19 protein-coding genes are annotated in these 20,841 nt (G+C 71.0%); 12 read left to right on the top strand and 7 right to left on the bottom strand.

Going from position 1 to position 20,841, the window contains the following annotated elements; genetic code table 11:
• Positions 1-37: 37 nt before the first annotated feature.
• Positions 38-679 (bottom strand): phosphoserine phosphatase SerB, encoded by a 642-nt coding sequence (serB, locus tag FJ657_RS10690; RefSeq protein WP_141163607.1) that lies wholly within the window; start codon positions 677-679, stop codon positions 38-40.
• An 84-nt stretch (positions 680-763) separates the two neighbouring features.
• The gene (gene glgC, locus FJ657_RS10685; RefSeq protein WP_141163606.1) at positions 764-2,002 is read right to left on the bottom strand and encodes a glucose-1-phosphate adenylyltransferase; all 1,239 of its coding nucleotides are present in this window, start codon (positions 2,000-2,002) and stop codon (positions 764-766) included.
• An 88-nt stretch (positions 2,003-2,090) separates the two neighbouring features.
• Here glgC and glgA point away from each other — a divergent pair, with 88 nt between their 5' ends.
• The 3 genes from glgA to FJ657_RS10670 all read left to right on the top strand — a co-directional run bounded on the left by glgA (position 2,091) and on the right by FJ657_RS10670 (position 4,523).
• A complete protein-coding gene (gene glgA / locus FJ657_RS10680) occupies positions 2,091-3,284 on the top strand; it encodes a glycogen synthase (RefSeq protein ID WP_141163605.1) in 1,194 nt (397 codons plus the stop codon).
• 76 nt (positions 3,285-3,360) lie between these two features.
• Complete coding sequence (locus FJ657_RS10675; RefSeq protein WP_141163604.1) at positions 3,361-4,146, top strand: ABC transporter ATP-binding protein; 786 nt, start codon at positions 3,361-3,363, stop codon at positions 4,144-4,146.
• Between the two features lie 128 nt (positions 4,147-4,274).
• Entirely contained in the window at positions 4,275-4,523 is a 249-nt protein-coding gene (locus FJ657_RS10670) for a type B 50S ribosomal protein L31 (protein WP_141163603.1), read from the top strand.
• Between the two features lie 112 nt (positions 4,524-4,635).
• On the opposite strand, the gene FJ657_RS10665 is transcribed toward FJ657_RS10670, so the two are convergent.
• The 3 genes from FJ657_RS10665 to treS form a co-directional block, all read right to left on the bottom strand.
• Positions 4,636-5,088 (bottom strand): NUDIX hydrolase, encoded by a 453-nt coding sequence (locus tag FJ657_RS10665; protein WP_141163602.1) that lies wholly within the window; start codon positions 5,086-5,088, stop codon positions 4,636-4,638.
• Complete coding sequence (locus tag FJ657_RS10660; protein ID WP_141163601.1) at positions 5,085-5,774, bottom strand: exonuclease domain-containing protein; 690 nt, start codon at positions 5,772-5,774, stop codon at positions 5,085-5,087. The genes FJ657_RS10665 and FJ657_RS10660 overlap by 4 nt, the downstream gene beginning before the upstream one ends.
• 74 nt (positions 5,775-5,848) lie before the next feature.
• On the bottom strand, positions 5,849-7,576 hold the full coding sequence (gene treS / locus FJ657_RS10655; RefSeq protein ID WP_141163600.1) for a maltose alpha-D-glucosyltransferase: 1,728 nt from the start codon (positions 7,574-7,576) through the stop codon (positions 5,849-5,851).
• Positions 7,577-7,678: 102 nt separating this feature from the next.
• On the opposite strand from treS, the gene FJ657_RS10650 reads away from it, so the two are divergent.
• The 3 genes from FJ657_RS10650 to FJ657_RS10640 all read left to right on the top strand — a co-directional run bounded on the left by FJ657_RS10650 (position 7,679) and on the right by FJ657_RS10640 (position 12,900).
• A complete protein-coding gene (locus FJ657_RS10650) occupies positions 7,679-8,620 on the top strand; it encodes an alpha/beta fold hydrolase (RefSeq protein WP_141163599.1) in 942 nt (313 codons plus the stop codon).
• Positions 8,617-9,726, top strand: coding sequence for a glycosyltransferase family 4 protein (locus FJ657_RS10645; protein ID WP_141163598.1), 1,110 nt, complete (start codon positions 8,617-8,619; stop codon positions 9,724-9,726). The genes FJ657_RS10650 and FJ657_RS10645 overlap by 4 nt, the downstream gene beginning before the upstream one ends.
• A 174-nt stretch (positions 9,727-9,900) precedes the next feature.
• The gene (locus tag FJ657_RS10640) at positions 9,901-12,900 is read left to right on the top strand and encodes an MGH1-like glycoside hydrolase domain-containing protein (RefSeq protein WP_219995896.1); all 3,000 of its coding nucleotides are present in this window, start codon (positions 9,901-9,903) and stop codon (positions 12,898-12,900) included.
• Between the two features lie 45 nt (positions 12,901-12,945).
• Here the strand turns inward: FJ657_RS10640 and FJ657_RS10635 are convergent, their stop codons facing one another.
• Both FJ657_RS10635 and FJ657_RS10630 read right to left on the bottom strand, forming a co-directional pair.
• Entirely contained in the window at positions 12,946-13,569 is a 624-nt protein-coding gene (locus FJ657_RS10635; protein WP_141163596.1) for a histidine phosphatase family protein, read from the bottom strand.
• A gap of 30 nt (positions 13,570-13,599) precedes the next feature.
• Positions 13,600-14,400, bottom strand: a complete 801-nt coding sequence (locus FJ657_RS10630; protein WP_141163996.1) for a Sir2 family NAD-dependent protein deacetylase — start codon at positions 14,398-14,400, stop codon at positions 13,600-13,602.
• A gap of 151 nt (positions 14,401-14,551) precedes the next feature.
• Between FJ657_RS10630 and FJ657_RS10625 the strand changes: the two genes are divergently transcribed.
• The 6 genes from FJ657_RS10625 (at position 14,552) to FJ657_RS17410 (ending at position 20,823) form a co-directional block, all read left to right on the top strand.
• Entirely contained in the window at positions 14,552-15,358 is an 807-nt protein-coding gene (locus tag FJ657_RS10625; protein ID WP_141163595.1) for a TrmH family RNA methyltransferase, read from the top strand.
• Between the two features lie 119 nt (positions 15,359-15,477).
• Complete coding sequence (locus tag FJ657_RS10620; protein WP_141163594.1) at positions 15,478-16,719, top strand: D-alanyl-D-alanine carboxypeptidase family protein; 1,242 nt, start codon at positions 15,478-15,480, stop codon at positions 16,717-16,719.
• Between the two features lie 208 nt (positions 16,720-16,927).
• Positions 16,928-17,197 carry a GlsB/YeaQ/YmgE family stress response membrane protein gene (locus FJ657_RS10615; RefSeq protein ID WP_141163593.1) on the top strand — a complete coding sequence of 90 codons (270 nt, stop codon included), beginning with the start codon at positions 16,928-16,930 and terminating at the stop codon, positions 17,195-17,197.
• A gap of 91 nt (positions 17,198-17,288) precedes the next feature.
• Complete coding sequence (locus FJ657_RS10610) at positions 17,289-18,524, top strand: DNA polymerase IV (RefSeq protein WP_141163592.1); 1,236 nt, start codon at positions 17,289-17,291, stop codon at positions 18,522-18,524.
• Between the two features lie 144 nt (positions 18,525-18,668).
• Entirely contained in the window at positions 18,669-20,474 is a 1,806-nt protein-coding gene (locus tag FJ657_RS10605) for a DEAD/DEAH box helicase (RefSeq protein ID WP_141163591.1), read from the top strand.
• A gap of 58 nt (positions 20,475-20,532) precedes the next feature.
• A complete protein-coding gene (locus tag FJ657_RS17410; protein WP_255447263.1) occupies positions 20,533-20,823 on the top strand; it encodes a hypothetical protein in 291 nt (96 codons plus the stop codon).
• The last annotated feature ends 18 nt before the right edge of the window (positions 20,824-20,841 follow it).

Below are 20,841 nucleotides of genomic sequence, written 5' to 3'. Positions count from 1 at the left end.
GACGGGCGTGAGCGGATGGGCGTGGGCGTTCGCGGGATCAGACGCGCGGCAGGCCGAGCAGCGGCAGCACGAGAGACAGGTCGCGCTCGTCGAGCAGCACGGCCGCCTCGTCACGGACCGGGGCTTTGGCGTCGAAGCCGATCGACAGGCCGCAGTTCGACATCATGTCGAGGTCGTTCGCTCCGTCGCCGATCGCGATCGTCTGGCTCAGCGGCACATCGAGCGCGGCGGCCCACTCGCGCAGGGCGGTCGACTTGGCGGCGGCGTCGATGATCGGGCCGACGAGCCCGCCGGTCAGTCGGCCGTCGACGACCTCGAGGCGGTTGGCGCGCCAATGATCGAGACCCAGCCGCTCGGCGACGGGGTCGACGATCTCGTGGAATCCACCCGAGACGACGGCGACGTGACCGCCCGCCGCGTGCACGCCCGCGACCAGCTCCGGAACCCCGCGGGTGACCTCGACGCGGGCGCCGACGCGATCGAAGACGCCGTCGTCGAGCCCGGCGAGGGTCGCGGCGCGCTCGCGGAGGCTCTGCTCGAAGTCGAGCTCGCCGTTCATCGCGCGGAAGGTCACGTCGCGCACGGCGTCGGCGGATCCGGCCTCGTCGGCCAGCAGCTCGATCACCTCGTTCTCGATCAGAGTGGAATCGACATCGAGCAGCACGAGGAAGCGGGGCACGGCTCCCGAGCCTAGCGGCGCGACGAGAGCCCCCTGAGCCGCCCCGTCACGCGGAGTCGGAGCGATCGGGATGAGCCCCCGCGATCAGTCGACCCGCTCGCCCTTGCCGACCACCGTGATTCCCGAGTCGGTCACCGTGAAGCCGCGCGCGCGGTCGGCGTCGTGATCGACCCCGATCTGCGCCCCGGGCGAGACGGTGACCTCCTTGTCGAGGATCGCGCGCTGCACGACGGCGCCCGCGCCGATCGTCACCTGGTCGAACACGATCGAGTCGCTCAGCTTCGCCCCGGATCCGATCGTGGTCCACGGTCCGACGACGCTGCGTTCGACATGACCGCCGACGACCACCACGCCGAGCGACACGATCGAGTCGATCACGGTGCCGATCGCGCCGCCCTCGTCGCGCACGAACTTGGCCGGCGGCGAGTTGAGCTGCTGACTGAAGATCGGCCAGTCGCGGTTGTAGAGGTTGAAGACCGGCAGCGCCGAGATGAGGTCCTGGTGGGCTTCGAAGAAGCTGTCGATCGTGCCCACGTCGCGCCAGTAGAACTTGTCGCGGTCGGTCGACCCGGGCACCTCGTTGCGGTTGAGGTCGTACACGGCTGCCTCACCGCGCGAGACGAAGTCCGGCACGATGTCGCCGCCCATGTCGTGGTTCGAGTCGGGCTTCTCGCCGTCACGGATGACCGCATCCATCAGCACGTCGGCGTCGAAGACGTAGTTGCCCATCGAGGCGAGCACCTCGCCGGGGGAGTCGGCGAGACCAACGGGGTTCTTCGGCTTCTCGAGGAACTCGGCGATCTTCGTCGGGTCGTCCGCGTCGGTCTGGATGACGCCGAACTGGTCGGCGAGCGAGATCGGCTGCCGGATCGCCGCGACCGTGACACCGGCGCCCGACTCGATGTGCGCCTCGATCATCTGGCTGAAGTCCATGCGGTAGACGTGATCGGCGCCGACCACGACCACGATGTCGGGCTTCTCGTCGCGCAGCAGGTTGAGGCTCTGCAGGATCGCGTCGGCCGAGCCGCTGAACCAGCGCTTGCCGAGGCGCTGCTGCGCCGGCACCGAGGCGACGTAGGCGCCGAGCATGCCGGAGAGGCGCCAGGTCTGCGAGACGTGACGATCGAGCGAGTGCGACTTGTACTGCGTGAGCACGACGACCTGCCGCAGGCCGGAGTTCACGAGGTTCGACAACGCGAAGTCGATCAGTCGGTAGCCGCCGGCGAACGGGACCGCGGGCTTGGCGCGGTCGGCGGTGAGAGGCATCAGCCTCTTCCCCTCGCCCCCAGCCAGAACGATTCCGAAGATCTTCTTCGATGCCATGGGGCCAACATAGGCGGTGGATGCCCGCCGCGACCACCGTCGATTCCGCCCGTACAGCGCGCGGTCAGTCTGTACTACCGTCGGCACCATGCGAGTCGACCTGCTGAGCCGTGAGTTCCCGCCGGAGGTCTACGGAGGTGCGGGGGTGCACGTCGCCGAGCTCGTCACCGCGCTCCGCGACACGCAGGCCGACCTCGACGTGCAGGTGCGCGCCTTCGGCATGCCCCGCGAGGAGGACGGCGTCACCAGCTACCTGGTGCCGCCCACGCTCACGAGCGCCAACCCCGCGCTGGCGACGCTCGGCGTCGACCTCGCGATCGCGCAGGACGTCGCCGGCGCCGACCTCGTGCACTCGCACACCTGGTACGCGAACGGCGCGGGGCACCTCGCGAAGCTGCTGCACGGCATCCCGCATGTCGTCACCGCCCACAGCCTCGAGCCGCTGCGCCCCTGGAAGGCCGAGCAGCTCGGCGGCGGCTATCGCGTGTCGAGCTGGATCGAGAAGACCGCCTTCGAGGCGGCGGATGCGGTGATCGCCGTCTCGAACGGCATGGCGCTTGACATCGTGCGCAGCTACCCCGACCTCGACGAGACCCGCCTGCACGTCGTGCACAACGGCATCGACCTGAGCCGCTGGCAGCGCGTCGACGACGGCGAGGTGCTGCGCGAGCTCGGCATCGACCCCGACCGGCCGAGCGTGGTCTTCGTCGGCCGCATCACCCGGCAGAAGGGCCTGCCCTACCTGCTGGCGGCCGCTCGGCAGCTGCCGCCCGAGGTGCAGCTCGTGCTCTGCGCCGGCGCTCCGGACACCCCCGAGATCCTCGCCGAGGTGCAGGCGGGCGTGAACTTGCTGCAGCAGGAGCGCACCGGCGTCGTCTGGATCGAGCGCATCCTCAGTCGCCACGAGCTCAGCGCCGTGCTGTCGCAGGCGACGACCTTCGTCTGCCCCTCGGTGTACGAGCCGCTCGGCATCGTCAACCTCGAGGCCATGGCCTGCGGGGCGGCGGTCGTCGGCACGGCGACGGGCGGCATCCCCGAGGTCGTCGATGACGGCGTCACCGGCCGCCTGGTGCCGATCGAGCAGGTGGATGACGGCACCGGCACCCCGATCGACCCGGAGACCTTCGTGAACGATCTCGCGCGCACACTCACCGAGGTCGTCTCCGACCCGGAGCAGGCGCGTCGCTACGGCGAGGCCGGGCGGGCCCGCGCCGATTCGCAGTTCAGCTGGTCGAGCATCGCCCAGGCGACCCGCGCGATCTACGACCGGGTGCTCGCCTGATCCGATCCGGATCGTGCGCCGGACACGCGCCGGCGTACCGGCCGCGCCCGGCTCCAGCCGACTAGGGTTGGGGATCATGGGCAGTGTTCTCCAGCTCACCGACGTGTCGGTCGTGCGTGACGGCAATCGCATCCTCGATCGCGTGTCGTGGGAGGTGCAGCCCACCGACCGCTGGGTCATCCTCGGACCCAACGGCGCCGGCAAGACGACGCTCCTGCAGGTCGTGTCCGCGTCGATCCACGCGACCGAGGGCGAGTCGATCCTTCTCGGTGAGACGGTCGGCAAGGTCGACGTCTTCGACCTCCGCCCGCGCATCGGCTTCGCGTCGAGCGCCCTGGCCCGCCGCATCCCCGCCGACGAGAGCGTGCTGGATGTCGTGCTGACCGCGGCCTACTCGGTCACCGGCCGCTGGAACGAGAACTACGAGGACGTCGACATCCGCCGCGCCCGCCGCGTGCTGGCCGAGTGGAAGCTCGACCACCTCGCCGAGCGCCGCTTCGGCAACCTCAGCGACGGCGAGCAGAAGCGCGTGCAGATCGCCCGCTCGGTCATGACCGACCCCGAGCTGCTGCTGCTCGACGAGCCCGCCGCCAGTCTCGACCTCGGCGCGCGCGAGGAGCTCGTGCAGCTGCTCGGCAACTACGCCCGTTCGTCCGAGGCGCCGGCCATGGTCATGGTCACCCACCACGTCGAGGAGATCCCGCCGGGATTCACTCACGCGCTCCTCATCGCCGACGCGCGCGTGCGCGCTGCCGGCCCGATCGAGGACGTCATCACCGAGCCGCACCTGAGCGAGGCCTTCGGTCTGCCGCTCATGGTCGAGCGCAGCGATGATGGCCGGTTCGCGGCCCGCGCGGCCTGAGCCGACACCGACACACCGCCCCCGGATCCTGCGGCCGGGCGGCGGCGTCGATCTGGTAGCATCGACCCTTGGTCCGTTCGGGCCCGCAGACTTTCCATCCCACGATTCGATCCATCCGAGGTAGAGCCATGAAGACCGAGACCCACCCCGAGTACCGCGCGATCGTCTTCCGCGACCTCGCGAGCGGTGAGACCTTCCTGACCCGCTCGACCGCGACCAGCGACAAGACCATCGAGCTCGACGGCGAGACCTACCCCGTCATCGACGTCGAGATCTCGTCGGCCTCGCACCCGTTCTACACGGGCAAGCAGCGCATCATGGACAGCGCCGGCCGCGTCGAGAAGTTCAACAAGCGCTTCGCCAACTTCGGCAAGTAAGCATCCGCTCCTCGCGAGCGACGAAAGGCCCCGACCATGCGGTCGGGGCCTTTCTGCGTTGTGGCGCTGCGCGCAGACGCGGCTGCTCGGCTCGGTTGCGGCTCGCTCGAACTCAGCGCACGGCGCGGCGCGCCAGCACCAGCGGCACGAGGATGTCACGGCTGAGCGGGGCGACGTCGCGATCGCCGAGGTCGCTCGGATCGACCCAGGCCAGTTCGGCGATCTCGGCGGCGATGCGCGGCTCGGTGGTCAGCGGCGCGTCGTAGACCCACGCATCCACGTCGGTGTCGGGTTCGTTGGCGGCGCGGGCGTGATGCCGGCCGAGGAAGCCCAGTTCGCTCGGCGCGACGTCGAGCCCGAGTTCTTCGGCGAGCTCGCGGACGAGGGCGGCGTCGGGCGCCTCGTCGGGCTCGAGCTTGCCGCCCGGCTGCATGAACGCGGTCGTGCCCTGCTTGCGCACGAACAGCAGGCGGCCGTCGTCGCCCTCGATCACGGCCGCGGCGATGCGCAGCACCGTGCGACCCGACGCGTCGCCGTCGGACGCGGCGACGGGGGCGTCGCTCATCGCACCGGCCACGCGGTCGGCGCGACGAACGACGTGTCGCCCTTCACCCGGTGGATGTAGTCCTGGAAGCTGCGCGCCTGCTCGGCGAACCAGACCTCCTGGCGGCCGTGCAGGTCTTCGGCGGTCACGCCGAGCTCGTCGGGGAAGGTGCGGCCGATGGCCTGCGCGACCCGCCCGGCGGCGATCGCGTCCGCGCCGGCATCGTGCGCCGCATCCAGTTGCACGCCGTAGTGCTCGGCGGCGAGCACGAGCGTGCGCTTGCCCTTGCGGTAGCGGTCGACCGCCTTGTCGATCACGAGCGGGTCGATGATCGGGCCCGGCTCGCCGAGCGGCTCGAGGTGGTGGCGCAGCGCCTCGGCGTGGAGCAGCGACAGGTCGTAGGGGGCGTTGTAGATCACGATCGGGATGCCGCGCTCGGTCAGCCGGCGCAAGGTCTCGATGATCTCGGCGACGACGTTCGCGGCCGGGGCGCCCTCGGCGCGGGCCCGCTCGGTCGTGATGCCGTGCACGGCGCTCGCCTGCTCGGGGATCTCGATTCCCGGGTCGGCGAGCCAGTCGTCGCGCTCGATCACGGCGCCGCTCTCGTCGAGCAACCCGACGTGGGCGCTGACGATGCGCGCCGTGCTGGTGTCGACTCCCGTCGTCTCGAGATCGAAGACGCCGAGGAGGTCGAACCAGTTGTTCATGCCACCAGGCTAGGGCGCGCCGCCGACACCCTCCGTCACCCGCGCCGCCGAGGACGACGACGCCGGCGCGCGCCTCAGTAGTGCTGCGTCGCCGTGAAGCGCGGCTGGCCGACGTGGAGCCAGAAGAAGCTCTGCGTTCCGAGCGTCAGCCGCACCTCGCCGTCGTCGCCGACCGACGGGAACTCGCCGCCGCCGAAGAGGTCGAAGAGCGGCTCTCCGGCGTCGTCGGGCAGCTTGATGCGGGCCGACACCGGGTTGTGGGCGAAGCTGAAGACGCAGAGCACGCGCTCGGGCTGGTCGCCGAACTGCGTGCCCGATCCCGGGTGGTCGCGCACGAAGGCGAGCACCGACTCGTGGTCGGTGTCGAGCACCTGGATCGAGCCGAGCCCGAAGGTCGGGTGGTTCTTGCGCACGTGGATGACGTTGCGCACCCAGTGCAGCAGCGAGCGCGACTGGGCGAGCTGCGACTCGACGTTGACGAGCGAGTAGTTGTAGACGAGCGACTGCACGACCGGCAGGTAGAGCTTGCCGGGGTCGGCGGACGAGAAGCCGGCGTTGCGGTCGGGCGTCCACTGCATGGGCGTGCGCGAGGAGTCGCGATCGGGCAGCCAGATGTTGTCGCCCATGCCGATCTCGTCGCCGTAGTAGAGGAAGGGCGCGCCCGGCAAGGAGAAGAGCAGGGCGTGGGCGAGCTCGAGCTCGGCGCGCGAGTTGTCGAGCAGGGGAGCGAGCCGGCGTCGGATGCCGATGTTCGAGCGCATCCGCGGGTCGTAGGCGTACCAGCCGTACATCGCCTGCCGGTACTCCTCGCTCACCATCTCGAGCGTCAGCTCGTCGTGGTTGCGCAGGAAGACGCCCCAGGCCGCGCCGGCCGGCACCTCCTGCGTCTCGGAGAGCACGCGCTTGAGCTCCTGCGCCGACTGCGAGCGCAGGGAGTAGAAGATGCGCGGCATGACCGGGAAGTCGAAGGCCATGTGGCATTCGGGCGCCTCGTCGGTGCCGAAGAACTTCGCCACCTCGGCCGGCCACTGGTTCGCCTCGGCGATGAGCACGCGGCCGGGGTACTCGAGGTCGACCATGGCGCGCAGCTTCTGGATGAACTCGTGCGTCGGCGGCTCGCTCTCGCCGTTGCCCTCTTCGGACTCGTAGAGGTAGGGGATCGCATCCAGTCGCAGTCCGTCGACGCCCATGTCGAGCCAGTAGCGCACGATGTCGAACATCGCGTCGTGCACGGCCGGGTTCTCGAAGTTGAGGTCGGGCTGGTGCGAGAAGAAGCGGTGCCAGAAGAACTGGCGGCGCTCGGAGTCGAAGGTCCAGTTCGAGTCCTCGGTGTCGACGAAGATGACGCGGACGTTCGAGTACTCCTCGTCGGTGTCGCGCCACACGTAGAAGTCGCCGTACGGGCCGTCGGGATCGCTGCGCGACTGCTGGAACCACTCGTGCTGGTCGCTCGTGTGGTTCATGACGAGGTCGATGACGATGCGCATGTTGCGTTCGTGCGCCTTGGTGACGAGCTCGCGGAAGTCGTCGATCGTGCCGAAGTCGGGGAGGATCCCCTTGTAGTCCTGCACGTCGTAGCCCCCGTCGCGCAACGGCGACGTGTAGATCGGCGGGATCCAGATGCCGTCGATGCCGAGCCACTGCAGATAGTCGAGCTTCGAGATGAGGCCCTGCAGGTCGCCGGTGCCGTCGCCGTTGGAGTCGACGAAGCTGCGCACCATCACCTCGTAGAACACCGACCTGCGGTACCACTCGGGGTTCAGGGCGAGTCCGGGCAACGTGATCGGCGCGGTGAAGGTCACCTTCCTCACCCTAGGCAGAGCCGTTTCGCGTGCCCAGAGGCGTTCAGGAATCGCCCGGGTTGGCGGGGAGCCGTCCGTCCCGCGCTCCCTAGACTGAGCGAGATGCCCGTCCCCTCGCCCTACGCCGCCCAGCTCGCCGCCCTGCCCACGCGCACCGGCGAGGTCGACGCGCGGGGTTCGCGCACCCGCTACTGGGACTACGGACCGGCGGATGCACCCGTCGCCCTCGTCGTGGTCCACGGCTACCGCGGCGACCATCACGGCCTCGAACCCGTGCTCGCCCAGCTGCCGGGGCTGCGCATCATCGCCCCCGACCTGCCCGGATTCGGGGAGTCGACGCCGATGGCGCCGGGGGAGCACGGCATCGCCGGCTACGCGGCCTGGCTCGGCGAGTTCCTCGGCGCGCTCGGGCTGCGCGGCACGGTGCCGCTGCTCGGCCACAGCTTCGGCTCGATCGTCGTCGCGCACGCCCTCGCGGCCGGTCTGCCGACGCCGCGCCTCATCCTCGTGAACCCGATCTCGACCGACCCGATGTCGGGCGTCAACGGTGCCCTCGCGCGCCTGACCCGGCTCTACTACACGGTCGGCCGAAAGCTCCCCGCCCGCGCCGGCGGCGCCTGGCTCGGCAACCCGCTCATCGTGCGTTTCATGTCGGTGACGCTGGCGAAGACGCCCGATGCGGTGCTCAAGCGCTGGATCCACGAGGAGCACGGCCGCTACTTCTCGGGCTTCAGCGACCGCGACACGCTGGCCGAGGGCTTCGATGCCTCGCTGAGCACCGATGTGACGCGGGCGGCCGAGGCGCTGACGATGCCGACGCTGCTGATCGCGGGCTCCGACGACCTGATCGCGCCGATGGCCGGGCAGCACGCCCTGCTGACGAAGCTGCCGGACGCACGGCTCGTCGAGCTGCCGGGAGTCGGGCACCTCATCCACTACGAGCGTCCGCGGGAGGCCGCGGCGGAGATCGAGCGCTTCCTCGCGGAGCGATCAGAGGGCGACGGATCGACGACGGTCGATGGCGCCGGCGAGGGCGCCGCGTGAAGGTCGTCGTCGACTGCCGCTACACCCGCATCGGGTTCCACGACGGCATCAGCCGCTACGGCGCGCGCGTCGTCGAGGCGCTCGCGAGCCTGCACGACGTGACGATGCTGATCAGCGACGAACGTCAGCTCGAGATGCTGCCCGACCTGCCGTGGCAGAAGGTCTCGGGCCCGACGAGCGCGCGCGAGCCGTTCATCGCCCGGCAGATCAACCGGCTGAAGCCCGACGTGGTGTGGTCGCCGATGCAGACGATCGGATCGGCGGGCAGGAAGTACGGGCTGGTGCTCACGCTGCACGACCTCATCTACTACGAGAACCGCACCCCGCCGCGCGATCTGCCGCAGATCATCCGTCTGCTCTGGCGGCTGTACCACCTGTCGTGGTGGCCGCAGCGCTGGCTGCTCAACCGCGCCGACGAGATCACGACGGTCTCGGCGACGTCGCAGCGCCTGATCGAGAAGCACCGGCTCACGAGGCGGCGCATCACCGTGGTGACGAACGCGGCCGACGAGCTCGCGCCGCCGGTCGAGCGGGTCGAGCCGGGGGAGGCCGCCGCCCAGACCGGCGCGCCGCGCGAGCTCGTCTACATGGGCTCGTTCATGCCCTACAAGGGCGTGGATGTGCTGGTGCGGTCGCTGCATCACCTGCCCGGCTACCGGCTCACCCTGCTCAGCCGCGTCTCCGACGCCGAGCGCGCCCGGCTGACCGCGCTCGCTCCGACCCCGGAATCCGTCGTCTTCGCGAACGGCGCGAGCGATGCCGAGTACGCCGCCGCGCTCGACCGCGCCACCGCCTTCGTGCATGCCTCGCGCGCGGAGGGCTTCGGCATCCCGCTCGTCGAGTCGATGAGTCGCGGCACCCCGGTGGTCGTCAGCGACATCCCGATCTTCCGCGAGGTCGGGTCGGATGCGGCGCTCTACTTCGCGCCGGGCTCGGCCGAGCAGCTGGCTTCCGCCGTGCGGACGCTCGAGGATCCGGCCGAGTGGACAGCCCGATCCGCGGCCTCGCGTGAGCGCGCGGCGCACTATCGCTGGGCGGATGCCGCCGAGGCGCTGCTCGAGGTTCTCGAGCGCGTGCACGCCGCGCGGGTCGCGCGGCGTCGCTGACCCCGCTCTCACCCGCCTCGCCCCCGGGATCGTTGACCGGAACCGTCCCCGCTCGATAGCGTCAGCGTCAACGGGCGGTGACATCGGCGTCACCGGGGAGAGCGGGGTTCCTTCATGTCCAGGAGTGTCCGAAATCGTGTGCGAAATACGTTCGCACTGACCCTGGGGATGGCGGTGACGGCCAGCGTGCTCAGCGCGCTCCCCGCCCTCGCCCACGACCAGAGCAGCGCGAGCGATTCGGGGCCCTATCCGGCGGTGGGGGCCGGCACGAGCTTCCTCGACCATCAGCAGAAGCTCGCCGGACTGCCCGATCCGGCGTGGTTCGAGGCGAACATCCCCTTCGTCGACCTGCCCGATGCCGACATCGAGAGCACGTACTACTACCGCTGGCGCACCTACAAGGAGGCGCTGAAATACACCGGGCCCGAGAACGGCTGGATCGTCACCGAGTTCCTCGGGCCGGTCGGCTACGCCGCGCCCGGCGGCGCGATCTCGGCCGCGGCCGGCCACCACATCTACGAGGGCCGCTGGCTGCGCGATCAGCGCTACGTCGACGACTACCTCGACTACTGGCTCACCGGTCCTGGCGCGGGTGCGAAGCCGGCCACCGACGGACTCGGCAGCGACACGACCGACTGGGCGCACCAGTACTCGTTCTGGGTCGCCGACGCCGTGCTCGCGAAGGCCGAGGTCGACGGCCGCGTCGACGAGGCCACCGCGCGACTCGGCACGCTCGAGAAGCAGTGGCAGGGGTGGTCGCCGCAGTACGACAAGGCCACGGGCCTCTACTGGCAGACGCCGGTGTGGGATGCGATGGAGTACACCGCCAGCTCGTACCAGAGCGACGATCCGTATCACGGCGGCGCCGGCTACCGGCCGACGCTGAACGCCTACCAGTACGGCGACGCGCAGGCGATCGCGAAGCTCGCCGACCTCAGCGGCGACCGCCGCACGGCGAAGCAGTACCGCGACGCCGCGGCGGCGCTGCAGAAGGCGCAGGACAAGTACCTGTGGGATGCGCAGTCGGGCTTCTACAAGCACGTCATGCGCGATGACAACCCGCAGCGCACCAAGATCGCCGACCGCGAGGAGATCGGCTTCATCCCCTGGGCCTTCGACATGGCTCCGAAGGATGCCGCGCACACGGCGGCCTGGGCGCAGCTCACCGACGAGCAGGGCTTCACAGCGGCCTACGGTCCGACGACGGTCGAGCGTCGCAGCCCGCTGTTCATGAAGGACGCCGAGCTGGGATGCTGCCGCTGGAGCGGACCGTCGTGGCCCTACGCCACGAGCCAGACCGCGACCGCGCTCGGCAACCTGCTCGCCGACTACCCGAAGCAGAAGGTCGTGACGAGCCAGGATCTCGTCGACCTCATGCACGGCTACGCGCTGACGCAGCGCAAGGACGGCAAGCCCTACGTCGCCGAGGCGCACCACCCTGACGAGGACCGCTGGCTCTACGACGGCACGGGCCACAGCGAGGACTACAACCACTCCACCTACACCGACCTGGTGCTCGGATCGCTGCTCGGCATCCGTGGGCAGACCGGCGACAGCGTGCGGATCGATCCGCAGGTCGGCGGATGGGACCACTTCGCCGCCGAGAACGTGCCGTATCACGGGCGCAACCTCACGGTCGTGTGGGATCGGGACGGCTCGCACTACGCGGCGGGCAAGGGCCTCAGCGTGTGGCTCGACGGCAAGAAGGTGCTGAGCCAGAAGAAGCTCGGCGACGTCACGGTCCGCGTTCCCGCGAAGGGCGCCCGCGCTCAGCTCGCACCCGAGGCCGACGACCTCGCCGCGCCCGACGGCCGCGCCTACCCGGTCGCGACCGCGAGCTACAGCTGGCGCGACGACAGCCCGGCCGAGGCGATCGACGGTCAGGACTTCCAGCTCGACGTGCCCGGCACGCGCTGGACGACCTACGGCTCGCCGAACGCGAGCGACTGGCTGCAGGTGGATCTCGGCACGGCCACGACCGTGCGGGATGTGCGCACGACCTTCTATGACGACGGCGGCGGGGTGAAGGTGCCGGCGTCGTACCGCGTCGAGTACCGCAAGTCCGACGGGAGCTGGGCCGCGGTGCCCGGAGCGCCGACGCCCGCGACGCCGGTGGGCGGGGCGCTCAACCGCATCCAGCTCACCACACCCGTGACGACCGACGCGCTGCGTCTCGTCGGCACGCCGCAGTCGGGAGCCGCGTTCGGCGTGACCTCCTTCGGGGCCTGGCGACCGGTGGACGCGAGCATCCGGGCGTCGATCGCGACCGCGGCCGACGGCTCGATCGCGGTCACTGCGGCGACGCCGACCACCGTGACGACCACGCTGAAGATCACGAGTCGCGACAGCACCGTCGCGAGCGACAAGCTCGTCGCTCCTGTCGGCTGGAAGGTCGAGCGGCTCGACCGCGGCGTCACGAAGCCGCGCCCCGGCACCTACACCTCGAAGTGGAAGGTGACGCCGCCCGCCGATCTCGCGATCGGAGCGGATGCGCCGCTGCGCTACGCGGTCGACTCGACGCGTCGCGGCTTCACGGCCGACACCGTGGTCGTCGCGCGGGCGGCGTTCGACCCGGCGGCGTTCCCGACGACAGCGTGGAACGACGACTTCTCGACCGACGAGCTCGCGCGGTACGGGCTGCAGGGCCAGCTCGGCGAGCCGGCGCCGACCGCGACGGTCGACACGGCTGCGGGAACCCTGGTGGTGACGTCGACCGGCGGTCGCGACCGCGGTCTGTTCACCGTCCCGGTCGCGGCCGGCGCGCAGTCGGCCGTCGTGATGACGCCGAAGTCGTTCGCTGCCGGCGACGGGGGCGAGAACAGCCTCTTCCTCGGCCTGACGAACGGCCCGGACGACATCGCGATGAGCTGGTACAACCACCGCGGTCAGTCGAGCGGCGTGAACGTCGTCGTCGGCGGTCAGGGCCGCGGGGATGCCGAGGGCGGCGGCTCATCGGCCGTCACCTGGCAGCCGGGCGACCGCCTCGCGACCGTCGTGAGCAACGGCCGGCTGTCGAGCTGGATCGAGCACGCGGGCACCTGGACGCGCTTGCGCAGCGCGCCGGTCTCGGTCGCGATCCCGGCCGACCAGCTCGCGGCGTGGCATCCGGCGTTCGCCCTGCGGCTCGACCCGGGCACCATCACGCTCGACCGCGTGCAGGTGCTGACGAGCTGATTCCCGTAGAGGAGCCGGGTCGCTCGCGAGAACGGGCGACCCGGCTCAGCTCGGCCGGTGCTCCAGCGCGTTCTGCTCCTCGATGTCGCCGCCGTCGCCCACCGACTCGGCCCCGATCGGGTCGTCGAACGCGATGAGCTCGAGGCCGTCATCCGTCACCCGGAAGCTGTGCACCGATCCGTTCGTGATCATCGGGTGCTGCGTGTCCGGCTCCGCGTGCTGCAGCACCGAGCGGATCGCGCCGCCGTGGCTCACGACGATGAGCCGCTCGCCCGGGTGCGCGGCGGCGAGCTCGCAGAGCGCGCCGACGACGCGCTCGGCCACCTGCTCGCGTGTCTCGCGTCCGGGCACCTCGGCGCCCTCGGGGAACTTCTGCTCGATCTGCTCCCAGGTGAGCCCCTCGGCCTCGCCGTACTCGCGCTCGACCACACCGGGAACCGGCGCGGGGGCGGCGAGGCCGAGCTCGGCGGCGATGATCGCGCCCGTCTCGGTCGCGCGCGACAGCGGACTGGCATACACGCCGTCCCAGCTGCGTCGGGCGAGCAGCTCGCCGGCGGCCTTCGCCTGCGCGCGGCCGGTGTCGTTGAGCGGGATGTCGGTGCGGCCCTGGATGCGCCGGGCGAGGTTCCAGTCGGTCTCGCCGTGACGCACGAGGAAGAGCTCGGTCATGGTCCTTCTCCGGGACCGCGACTCAGGAGGTCAGACGCTCGCGGTCAGCCGCTCGGCCAGAGCGCCGAGCACCTCCGAGGTCCCCGCGTCGATCTTAAGCGTGGCGCGGGCGTCGCCCTTCGTCGTGCCGCGGTTGACGATCACGATCGGGATGCGGCGCTTCGCGGCCTGGTCGAGAAGGCGGATCCCCGAGTTCACGGTGAGCGACGAGCCCGCGATCACGAGCGCCTCGGCGCCGCGCACGAGTGCACTCGCCTCCGCGAACTTCTCGGTCGGCACGAACTCGCCGAAGAACACCACCTCAGGCTTGAGATCGCCGCCGCACACCGTGCAGCTCGGCACGACCATGTCGCCGTAGTGCTCGATCACGACGTCGCCGTCGGGATTCAGCTCGACGCCCTCGGGCGCATTGAGCCACGGGTTCGCGGCGGCCATCCGCTCGGCGACCCCGTCGCGGGAGAAGATCTGCCCGCACTGCAGACAGCGCACGCGGTCGGACGAGCCGTGGATGTCGACGACCCGCCGCGATCCGGCCCGCAGGTGCAGCCCATCCACGTTCTGCGTGACGACGCCGTTCGCGACGCCGGCGAGCTCGAGCGCCGCGATCGCGCGATGCCCGGCGTTCGGCTGCACCGCCATGAAGCGCCGCCAGCCGAGGTGGCTGCCGGCCCAGTAGCGCTTGCGCGCGGTCTCGTCGCCGAGGAACTGGCTGATCGTCATCGGGTTGACGACGCGCGAGCCCTCGCCGCGGTAGTCGGGGATGCCGGAGTCGGTGCTGAGACCCGCGCCGGTGAGGATCGCGATCGGCCGCCCGACGAGGATGTCCGTCATCGCGTCGACGGCCTCGTCGAGCCCTGCCGTGCGCACCGCGGCGCTGGTGCTGGTCGCGTCCGTCGTCACCGACGACTCCTTCCGACGGGTCGAGGAGCAGACCCGTGCCTCGCCAGAGTAAACGCACGAGTTTTCGGATATGTTTCCGCGAGTGCAGCTGATCGAGATCGACGACCCCGCCGATCCGCGGCTCGAGGACTACACCCGGCTCACCGACGTCGTGCTGCGACGCAAGACGGAGCCCGAGGGCGGCCTCTACATCGCCGAGTCGACCAAGGTCGTCGAGCGGGCCCTCGCCGCCGGGCACCGCCCGCGCTCGGTGCTGCTGCAGCGCAAGTGGCTGGCCGAGATCGGCCCGCTCGTCGAGGCGTACGACATCCCCGTCTTCGTCGGGGAGTCGAGCGTGCTCGAGCAGCTCACCGGCTACGTCATGCACCGGGGAGCTCTCGCGGCGATGCACCGCCCGCCGCTGCTGCCGGTCGCCGAGCTGCTCGCCGACGCCCGCCGCGTCGTCGTGATCGAGGATGTCGTCGACCACACCAACGTCGGCGCGATCTTCCGGGCGGTCGCGGGACTCGGGGCGGATGCGGTGCTCGTCACCCCGCGCTGCGCCGATCCCTTCTACCGTCGCAGCGTGCGCGTCAGCATGGGCACGGTGCTCCAGGTGCCGTGGACCCGCCTCGCGGAGTGGCCCGAAGGCGCCGACCAGCTGCACGACGCCGGCTTCGAGATCGCGGCGCTCGCCCTCGCCGACGATGCGGTCACGCTGGATGTTTACGCCGCATCCGCCCCCGAGCGCGTCGCGCTCATGCTCGGCACCGAAGGCGACGGTCTCAGCCGCGCGGCACTCCGCGGCGCGGATCGCGTCGTCACGATCCCGATGCGGCACGGCGTCGACTCGCTCAACGTCGCCGCGGCGAGCGCCGTCGCGCTCTGGGCGCTGCGCACTCCGACCTGAGGATCGTCGCTCGGCGCGCGCCCCAGCCGTATCCGCGAGTACGCCGACTCCGGCACGCGCGCCGGTCGACGCAGGCGGGTCGGGGCGTCCGCTCGGGCGGGCGCGGCTAGCATGACCCGGTGCCGAACCCGACCGCTCCCCGTTCGCGCGCGCAAGTCTACCGCCGGCGTCGCATCACGGTCGGCGTCATCCTCGTGGTCGTCGTCGCGCTGCTGGTCTACCTGCCGCTGACGCTGCTCGCGCCCCTCTCGAAGGCGAGCGCGCAGACCATCTCCTCGCCTGCTGCGCCGCAGGCCGCCGCGGCGCCGTCCTTCCCCGGCTACGGCGTCGGCGCCATCGGCGCGATCGGCTGGGATGGCGTGCTCGCCCAGAGCGGCGACGGCCAGCCGCACGCGATGGCGAGCATCACGAAGATCATCACGACCCTCGTCGTGCTCGAGAAGCATCCGCTGGCCGCCGACGAAGACGGCCCCTCGGTCACGATGACCGCGAAGGACGTCGGCTACTACAGCCACTACCAGGCGATGAACGGCTCGGTGAAGCCGGTCAAGTCCGGCGCCGTCTACACGGAGCGGCAGCTGCTCGAGCTGACCCTGATCGAGTCGGCCGCGAACTACGCGCAGACCACGGCGGTGTGGGCCTACGGCAGCGAAGAGGCCTACCTCGCCGCCGCGAAGGACTGGCTCGTCGCGCACAAGCTGACGTCGACGACCGTCGCCGACACGATCGGCCTCGACCCGGGCAGCACGAGCACGGCGACCGACCTCGTCGAGCTCGGCAAGATCGCCCTCACCCAGCCGGCGCTCGCGCAGATCGTCGACACCAAGAAGATGACCATCCCGGGCGTCGGCGAGGTCGAGAACACCAACTACCTGCTCGGCCACGACGGTGTCGACGGGATCAAGACCGGGACGCTCGACGGCTACGGCGCGAACCTGCTGTTCTCGGCGACGTGGAAGATCGGCGGTCACTCGGTGCGCATCGTCGGCGTCGTCGTCGGCGCACCTGACCACAAGACGCTGCGCGGAGACCTGGTCACCCTGCTGACGACCACGCGCGCCGGGTTCCACTCGGTGGATGTCGCAGCCGAGGGCACGGCCTTCGCCAGCTATCAGACGGTGTGGGGCCAGAAGTCCCAGGCCGTCGCCGCCAAAAAGGAATCGCTGCTCGTCTGGTCGGACACCCCGATCGCGGTGAAGGTGACGGCCGCCCAGACCGGCGTCGCGCTCAAGGGCGCCAAGCTCGGAACCGCGGTGTTCTCGGCGGGGCCGAACACGGTCGAGGTGCCGCTCACCCTCTCGAAGAAGATCACCGACCCCGGGCCCTGGTGGCGGCTGTCGAACCCGGGCTCCCTGGGCTGATCCGCCGGGACGGCCGATCACCATCCCACCTCGAGACGTGGGGCTCCACGTCTCGCCGCCGACGTCCAGGAACGCACGGCTCGCGCGCAGGTCGCGCCCAGTCAGTTCCTCGTTGTCCTGACCGTCGTGCGCTGTCACCGTGGTCTCAGGCCCCCACGACGGGCCGCGCACACCCCGTGCGCACCACGACCGACTGGGAGGTCGCATCATGGGAATCCTCGCCTGGATCGTGCTCGGGCTCATCGCCGGAGCCATCGCCAAGCTGATTCTGCCCGGCAAGCAGCCGGGCGGCATCATCGCCACGATCGTCATCGGCATCATCGGCGGTCTCGTCGGCGGCTTCATCGGCGGCGCGCTGTTCGGGGCCGGCGACGTGACCGGCATCAACATCGGCAGCATCATCCTCGCCGTCATCGGCTCGATCATCGTGCTGCTGGTCTGGGGTCTCATCACCGGCCGTAAGGGCGCGCGCACCTGATCACGACCGCGACCGCTCGCACGACGGGGCGCCGATCGACGACGGATCGGCGCCCCGTCGCCGTGTCGGCGGTGGGTGCGAGGATGGGCGCGTGAGCAAGCAGGACGGCCGCGGTCGGCAGGTCACCGACGCCGACTCCGGCGACCTCACGGCCACGGTTCTGCACGTCGACATGGACGCGTTCTACGCCTCCGTCGAGCTGCTGCGGCGCCCGGAGCTGCGTGGCAAGCCGGTGATCGTCGGCCACGACTCCGCACGCAGCGTCGTCACCGCCGCGACCTACGAGGCGCGCAGATACGGCGTGAACTCGGCGATGCCGATGTCGCTCGCGCTGCAGCGCTGTCCCAACGCGATCGTGCTCGAGCCGCACTTCGAGCTCTACGCGGCCGCCTCGAAGCAGGTCATGGGCATCCTCGACGACGTCACCCCGCTGGTCGAGCGGCTGAGCATCGACGAGGCCTTCCTGGATGTGACGGGCGCCCTGCGGCTGATGGGCTCGCCCTGGCAGATCGGCGCCGCGATCCGCGAGCGGGTGCTGCGCGAGACGCAACTGGTCTGCTCGGTCGGGGCCGGCGCAACCAAATTCGTCGCCAAGCTCGCCTCCTCCCGCTCCAAGCCCGACGGGCTCCTCGTGGTGCCCCGCGGGGAGACGATCGACTTCCTGCACCCGCAGCCCGTCTCGGCGCTGTGGGGCGTCGGCGCGACGACGGAGGAGAAGATCACCCGCCTCGGCATCCGCACTGTCGGCGATCTCGCCACGACCCCGGTCGACACCCTGCGGCGCGCGATCGGCGACGCCGGCGCCGAGCGCCTGCACGAGCTCGCCTGGGGTCGCGACCCGCGTCCGGTCAGCACCGAGCGCGAGGAGAAGAGCATCGGGCACGAGACGACCTTCGAGCACAACGTCAGCGATCGCGCCGAGCTGCACCGCGAGCTGCTGCGTCTCGCCGACGGGGTCGGGTCGCGCCTGCGCACGGCCGGAGTGACCGCGCGCACGGTCGTGCTCAAGCTGCGCTTCGGCGACTTCTCGACCATCACCCGCTCGCGCACCCTCGCCGAGCCGACCGACGTGAGCCGGCGCATCTACGAGGCCGCCCGCGAGCTCTACGATCAGGCGTCGCAGAACGGGCGACCGGTGCGGCTGATCGGCGTGCGCGCCGAGCAGCTCGGCGGGGGAGCGGCCGGGCTCGGCCTCTGGGACGACGACGAGCAGTGGCGCGACGCCGAGCGCACGGTCGATGGGATCACCGAGCGCTTCGGCTCGGCCGCGCTGCGCCCGGCGACGCTGCTCGGCAAGCAGACGCGGCGGCGGATGCGGATCGAGTAGCGCGCTCGATCCTGACGGCACGAGCGACGCGGCTGATCTCTCAGCGTCGCCTCCGCACGACACGCCCGACCCTCTCGGCGACGCGCCGGACGACCCCGCCGCGACCGCATCCGTGTCGCCGGACTGACCTACCATCGAGGAACGATGACCGAGACCTCCGCGAGCAGTGCCGCCTTCCGCGCCACCGCCGCCGCGGATCACCTCTCGCCGGCGTTCCCGGATCGCGCCGCCCGCGGCACCGTGCAGAAGCTGCGGGCCTGGCAGCAGGAGGCGCTCGAGGCCTACGCCCGGGCAGGCCGGAAGGACTTCCTCGTCGCCGCGACGCCCGGCGCCGGCAAGACGACCTTCGCTCTGCGCCTCGCCAGCACCCTGCTGCAGGAGCGCGTGATCGACCGCGTCACCGTCGTCGCTCCGACGGAGCACCTCAAGGTGCAGTGGGCGGATGCGGCGCACCGGGCCGGCATCCACCTCGACCCCCGCTTCAGCAACCGGCACCGGCGCGAGGGCCGCGGCTATCACGGCGTCGTCGTCACCTACGCCCAGGTCGCGGTGCGCGCGGCGCTGCACCGGCAGCTGACCGAGTCGGCGCGCAGTCTCGTGATCCTCGACGAGGTGCATCACGCCGGCGACGCGCTCAGCTGGGGCGACGCCGTGCGCGAGGCCTTCGAGCCGGCCGAACGGCGGCTCTCGCTGTCGGGCACGCCGTTCCGCAGCGACACCGCGCCGATCCCCTTCGTCGACTACGCGCCGAACGAGCGCGGCATCCGCCTCTCGCGCACCGACTACAGCTACGGCTACGGTCACGCCCTGCGCGACGGCGTCGTGCGCCCGGTGATCTTCCTCTCCTACGCCGGCTCGATGCGCTGGCGCACCCGTCAGGGCGACGAGATGGAGGCGCGGCTCGGGCAGGACGACACGAAAGACGTCACCTCGCAGGCCTGGCGCGCCGCGCTCGACGCCGGCGGCGAGTGGATCCCGGCCGTGCTCACCGCCGCCGACCGTCGCCTCACCGAGGTGCGACACGCGGTGCCCGACGCCGGCGGCCTCGTGATCGCGACCGATCAGACGCAGGCGCGCGCCTACGCCGAGATCCTCACCCAGATCACCGGCTACGAGCCCGTCGTCGTGCTCAGCGACGACGCCGGCGCGAGCGAGCGCATCGAGCAGTTCTCGAACGGCAGCCAGCGGTGGATGGTGGCCGTGCGCATGGTGTCGGAAGGTGTGGACGTGCCGCGCCTCGCCGTCGGCGTTTACGCGACCAGCGCCTCCACGCCCCTGTTCTTCGCCCAGGCGATCGGCCGCTTCGTGCGCGCCCGGCGTCGCGGCGAGCTCGCGTCGATCTTCCTGCCGAGCGTGCCGATCCTCACCGAGCTGGCCGCGCAGCTCGAGCGCGAGCGCGACCACGCCCTCGACAAGGACACGGATGACGATGCCGGACTGCTCGACGACAGCCTGATCGAGAGCGCCAACCGCGAGGAGAAGGCGAGCGAGGCGCTCGTCGACGAATTCACCTGGCAGGCGCTCGGCTCGGTCGCCGAGTTCGAGAAGGTCATGTTCGACGGGCACGAGTTCGGCCAGCTGGCCGAACCGGGCAGCGACGAGGAGTGGGACTTCATCGGGCTTCCGGGACTGCTCGAGCCCGAGCAGGTCAGCGACCTGCTGCGGCAGCGGCAGGCGCGGCAGTCGCGGCGCGCCGAGGAGCGTCGACGGCAGATGCCCGAGGCCGAGCGGATCGCGGCCGAGCCGGTCGCCCTGCACCGCACGATGGCCGAGCAGCGCAAGCTGCTCAACAGCCTCGTCTCCATCCAGGCCCGCAACAGCGGCATGACGCACGGGCAGGTTCACGCCGAGGTGCGCCGCCTCTGCGGTGGGCCGGAGGTCGCGAAGGCGACCGTCGTGCAGCTGCAGGCGCGCATCGAGCACCTGCGCCGACGGCTGCACCACGGCTGACGGCACAGGGCAGACCTGAACGACGGACGGCGGACGCGATGGAGGGCGGGGTGTCGACATGACCGGAACTGGAACGGCGTCGGGAACGCAGCTCGCCGCCGCCTGCGCGCACGAGATCGTGGGGCCGCTGCTCGACGAGGCCTTCCCGGGCATGCCGATCGCGCTCGCCCGGCTCGGCTCCGGGTCGGATGTGCTCGGGCTCGACGACCTGCGCTCCCGCGATCACGACTGGGGACTGCGGCTCGCGGTCGTGGCACCGCCCGAGGCGGTCGACGAGGTGGATGCGCGGCTCGAGCGTGCGCTGCCCGCCACCTTCCGCGGGCATCCGGTGCGGTTCCCGGTCACCTGAGATCGCTGGGAGCATCAG

It is taken from the genome of Schumannella soli (assembly GCF_006517435.1).
Classification (GTDB): Bacteria; Actinomycetota; Actinomycetes; order Actinomycetales; family Microbacteriaceae; genus Schumannella; species Schumannella soli.
The sequence above is the reverse complement of the archived record's forward strand: the minus strand, read 5'-3'. Positions and strand labels throughout refer to the sequence as shown.

Coding starts and splice junctions, on each gene's coding strand:
- glgC (WP_141163606.1), bottom strand. CDS start 2,002: ATGGCATCGAAGAAGATCTTCGGAATCGTTCTGGCTGGGGGCGAGGGG.
- glgA (WP_141163605.1), top strand. CDS start 2,091: ATGCGAGTCGACCTGCTGAGCCGTGAGTTCCCGCCGGAGGTCTACGGA.
- FJ657_RS10675 (WP_141163604.1), top strand. CDS start 3,361: ATGGGCAGTGTTCTCCAGCTCACCGACGTGTCGGTCGTGCGTGACGGC.
- FJ657_RS10670 (WP_141163603.1), top strand. CDS start 4,275: ATGAAGACCGAGACCCACCCCGAGTACCGCGCGATCGTCTTCCGCGAC.
- FJ657_RS10665 (WP_141163602.1), bottom strand. CDS start 5,088: ATGAGCGACGCCCCCGTCGCCGCGTCCGACGGCGACGCGTCGGGTCGC.
- FJ657_RS10660 (WP_141163601.1), bottom strand. CDS start 5,774: ATGAACAACTGGTTCGACCTCCTCGGCGTCTTCGATCTCGAGACGACG.
- FJ657_RS10650 (WP_141163599.1), top strand. CDS start 7,679: ATGCCCGTCCCCTCGCCCTACGCCGCCCAGCTCGCCGCCCTGCCCACG.
- FJ657_RS10635 (WP_141163596.1), bottom strand. CDS start 13,569: ATGACCGAGCTCTTCCTCGTGCGTCACGGCGAGACCGACTGGAACCTC.
- FJ657_RS10630 (WP_141163996.1), bottom strand. CDS start 14,400: ATGACGGACATCCTCGTCGGGCGGCCGATCGCGATCCTCACCGGCGCG.
- FJ657_RS10615 (WP_141163593.1), top strand. CDS start 16,928: ATGGGAATCCTCGCCTGGATCGTGCTCGGGCTCATCGCCGGAGCCATC.
- FJ657_RS10605 (WP_141163591.1), top strand. CDS start 18,669: ATGACCGAGACCTCCGCGAGCAGTGCCGCCTTCCGCGCCACCGCCGCC.
- FJ657_RS17410 (WP_255447263.1), top strand. CDS start 20,533: ATGACCGGAACTGGAACGGCGTCGGGAACGCAGCTCGCCGCCGCCTGC.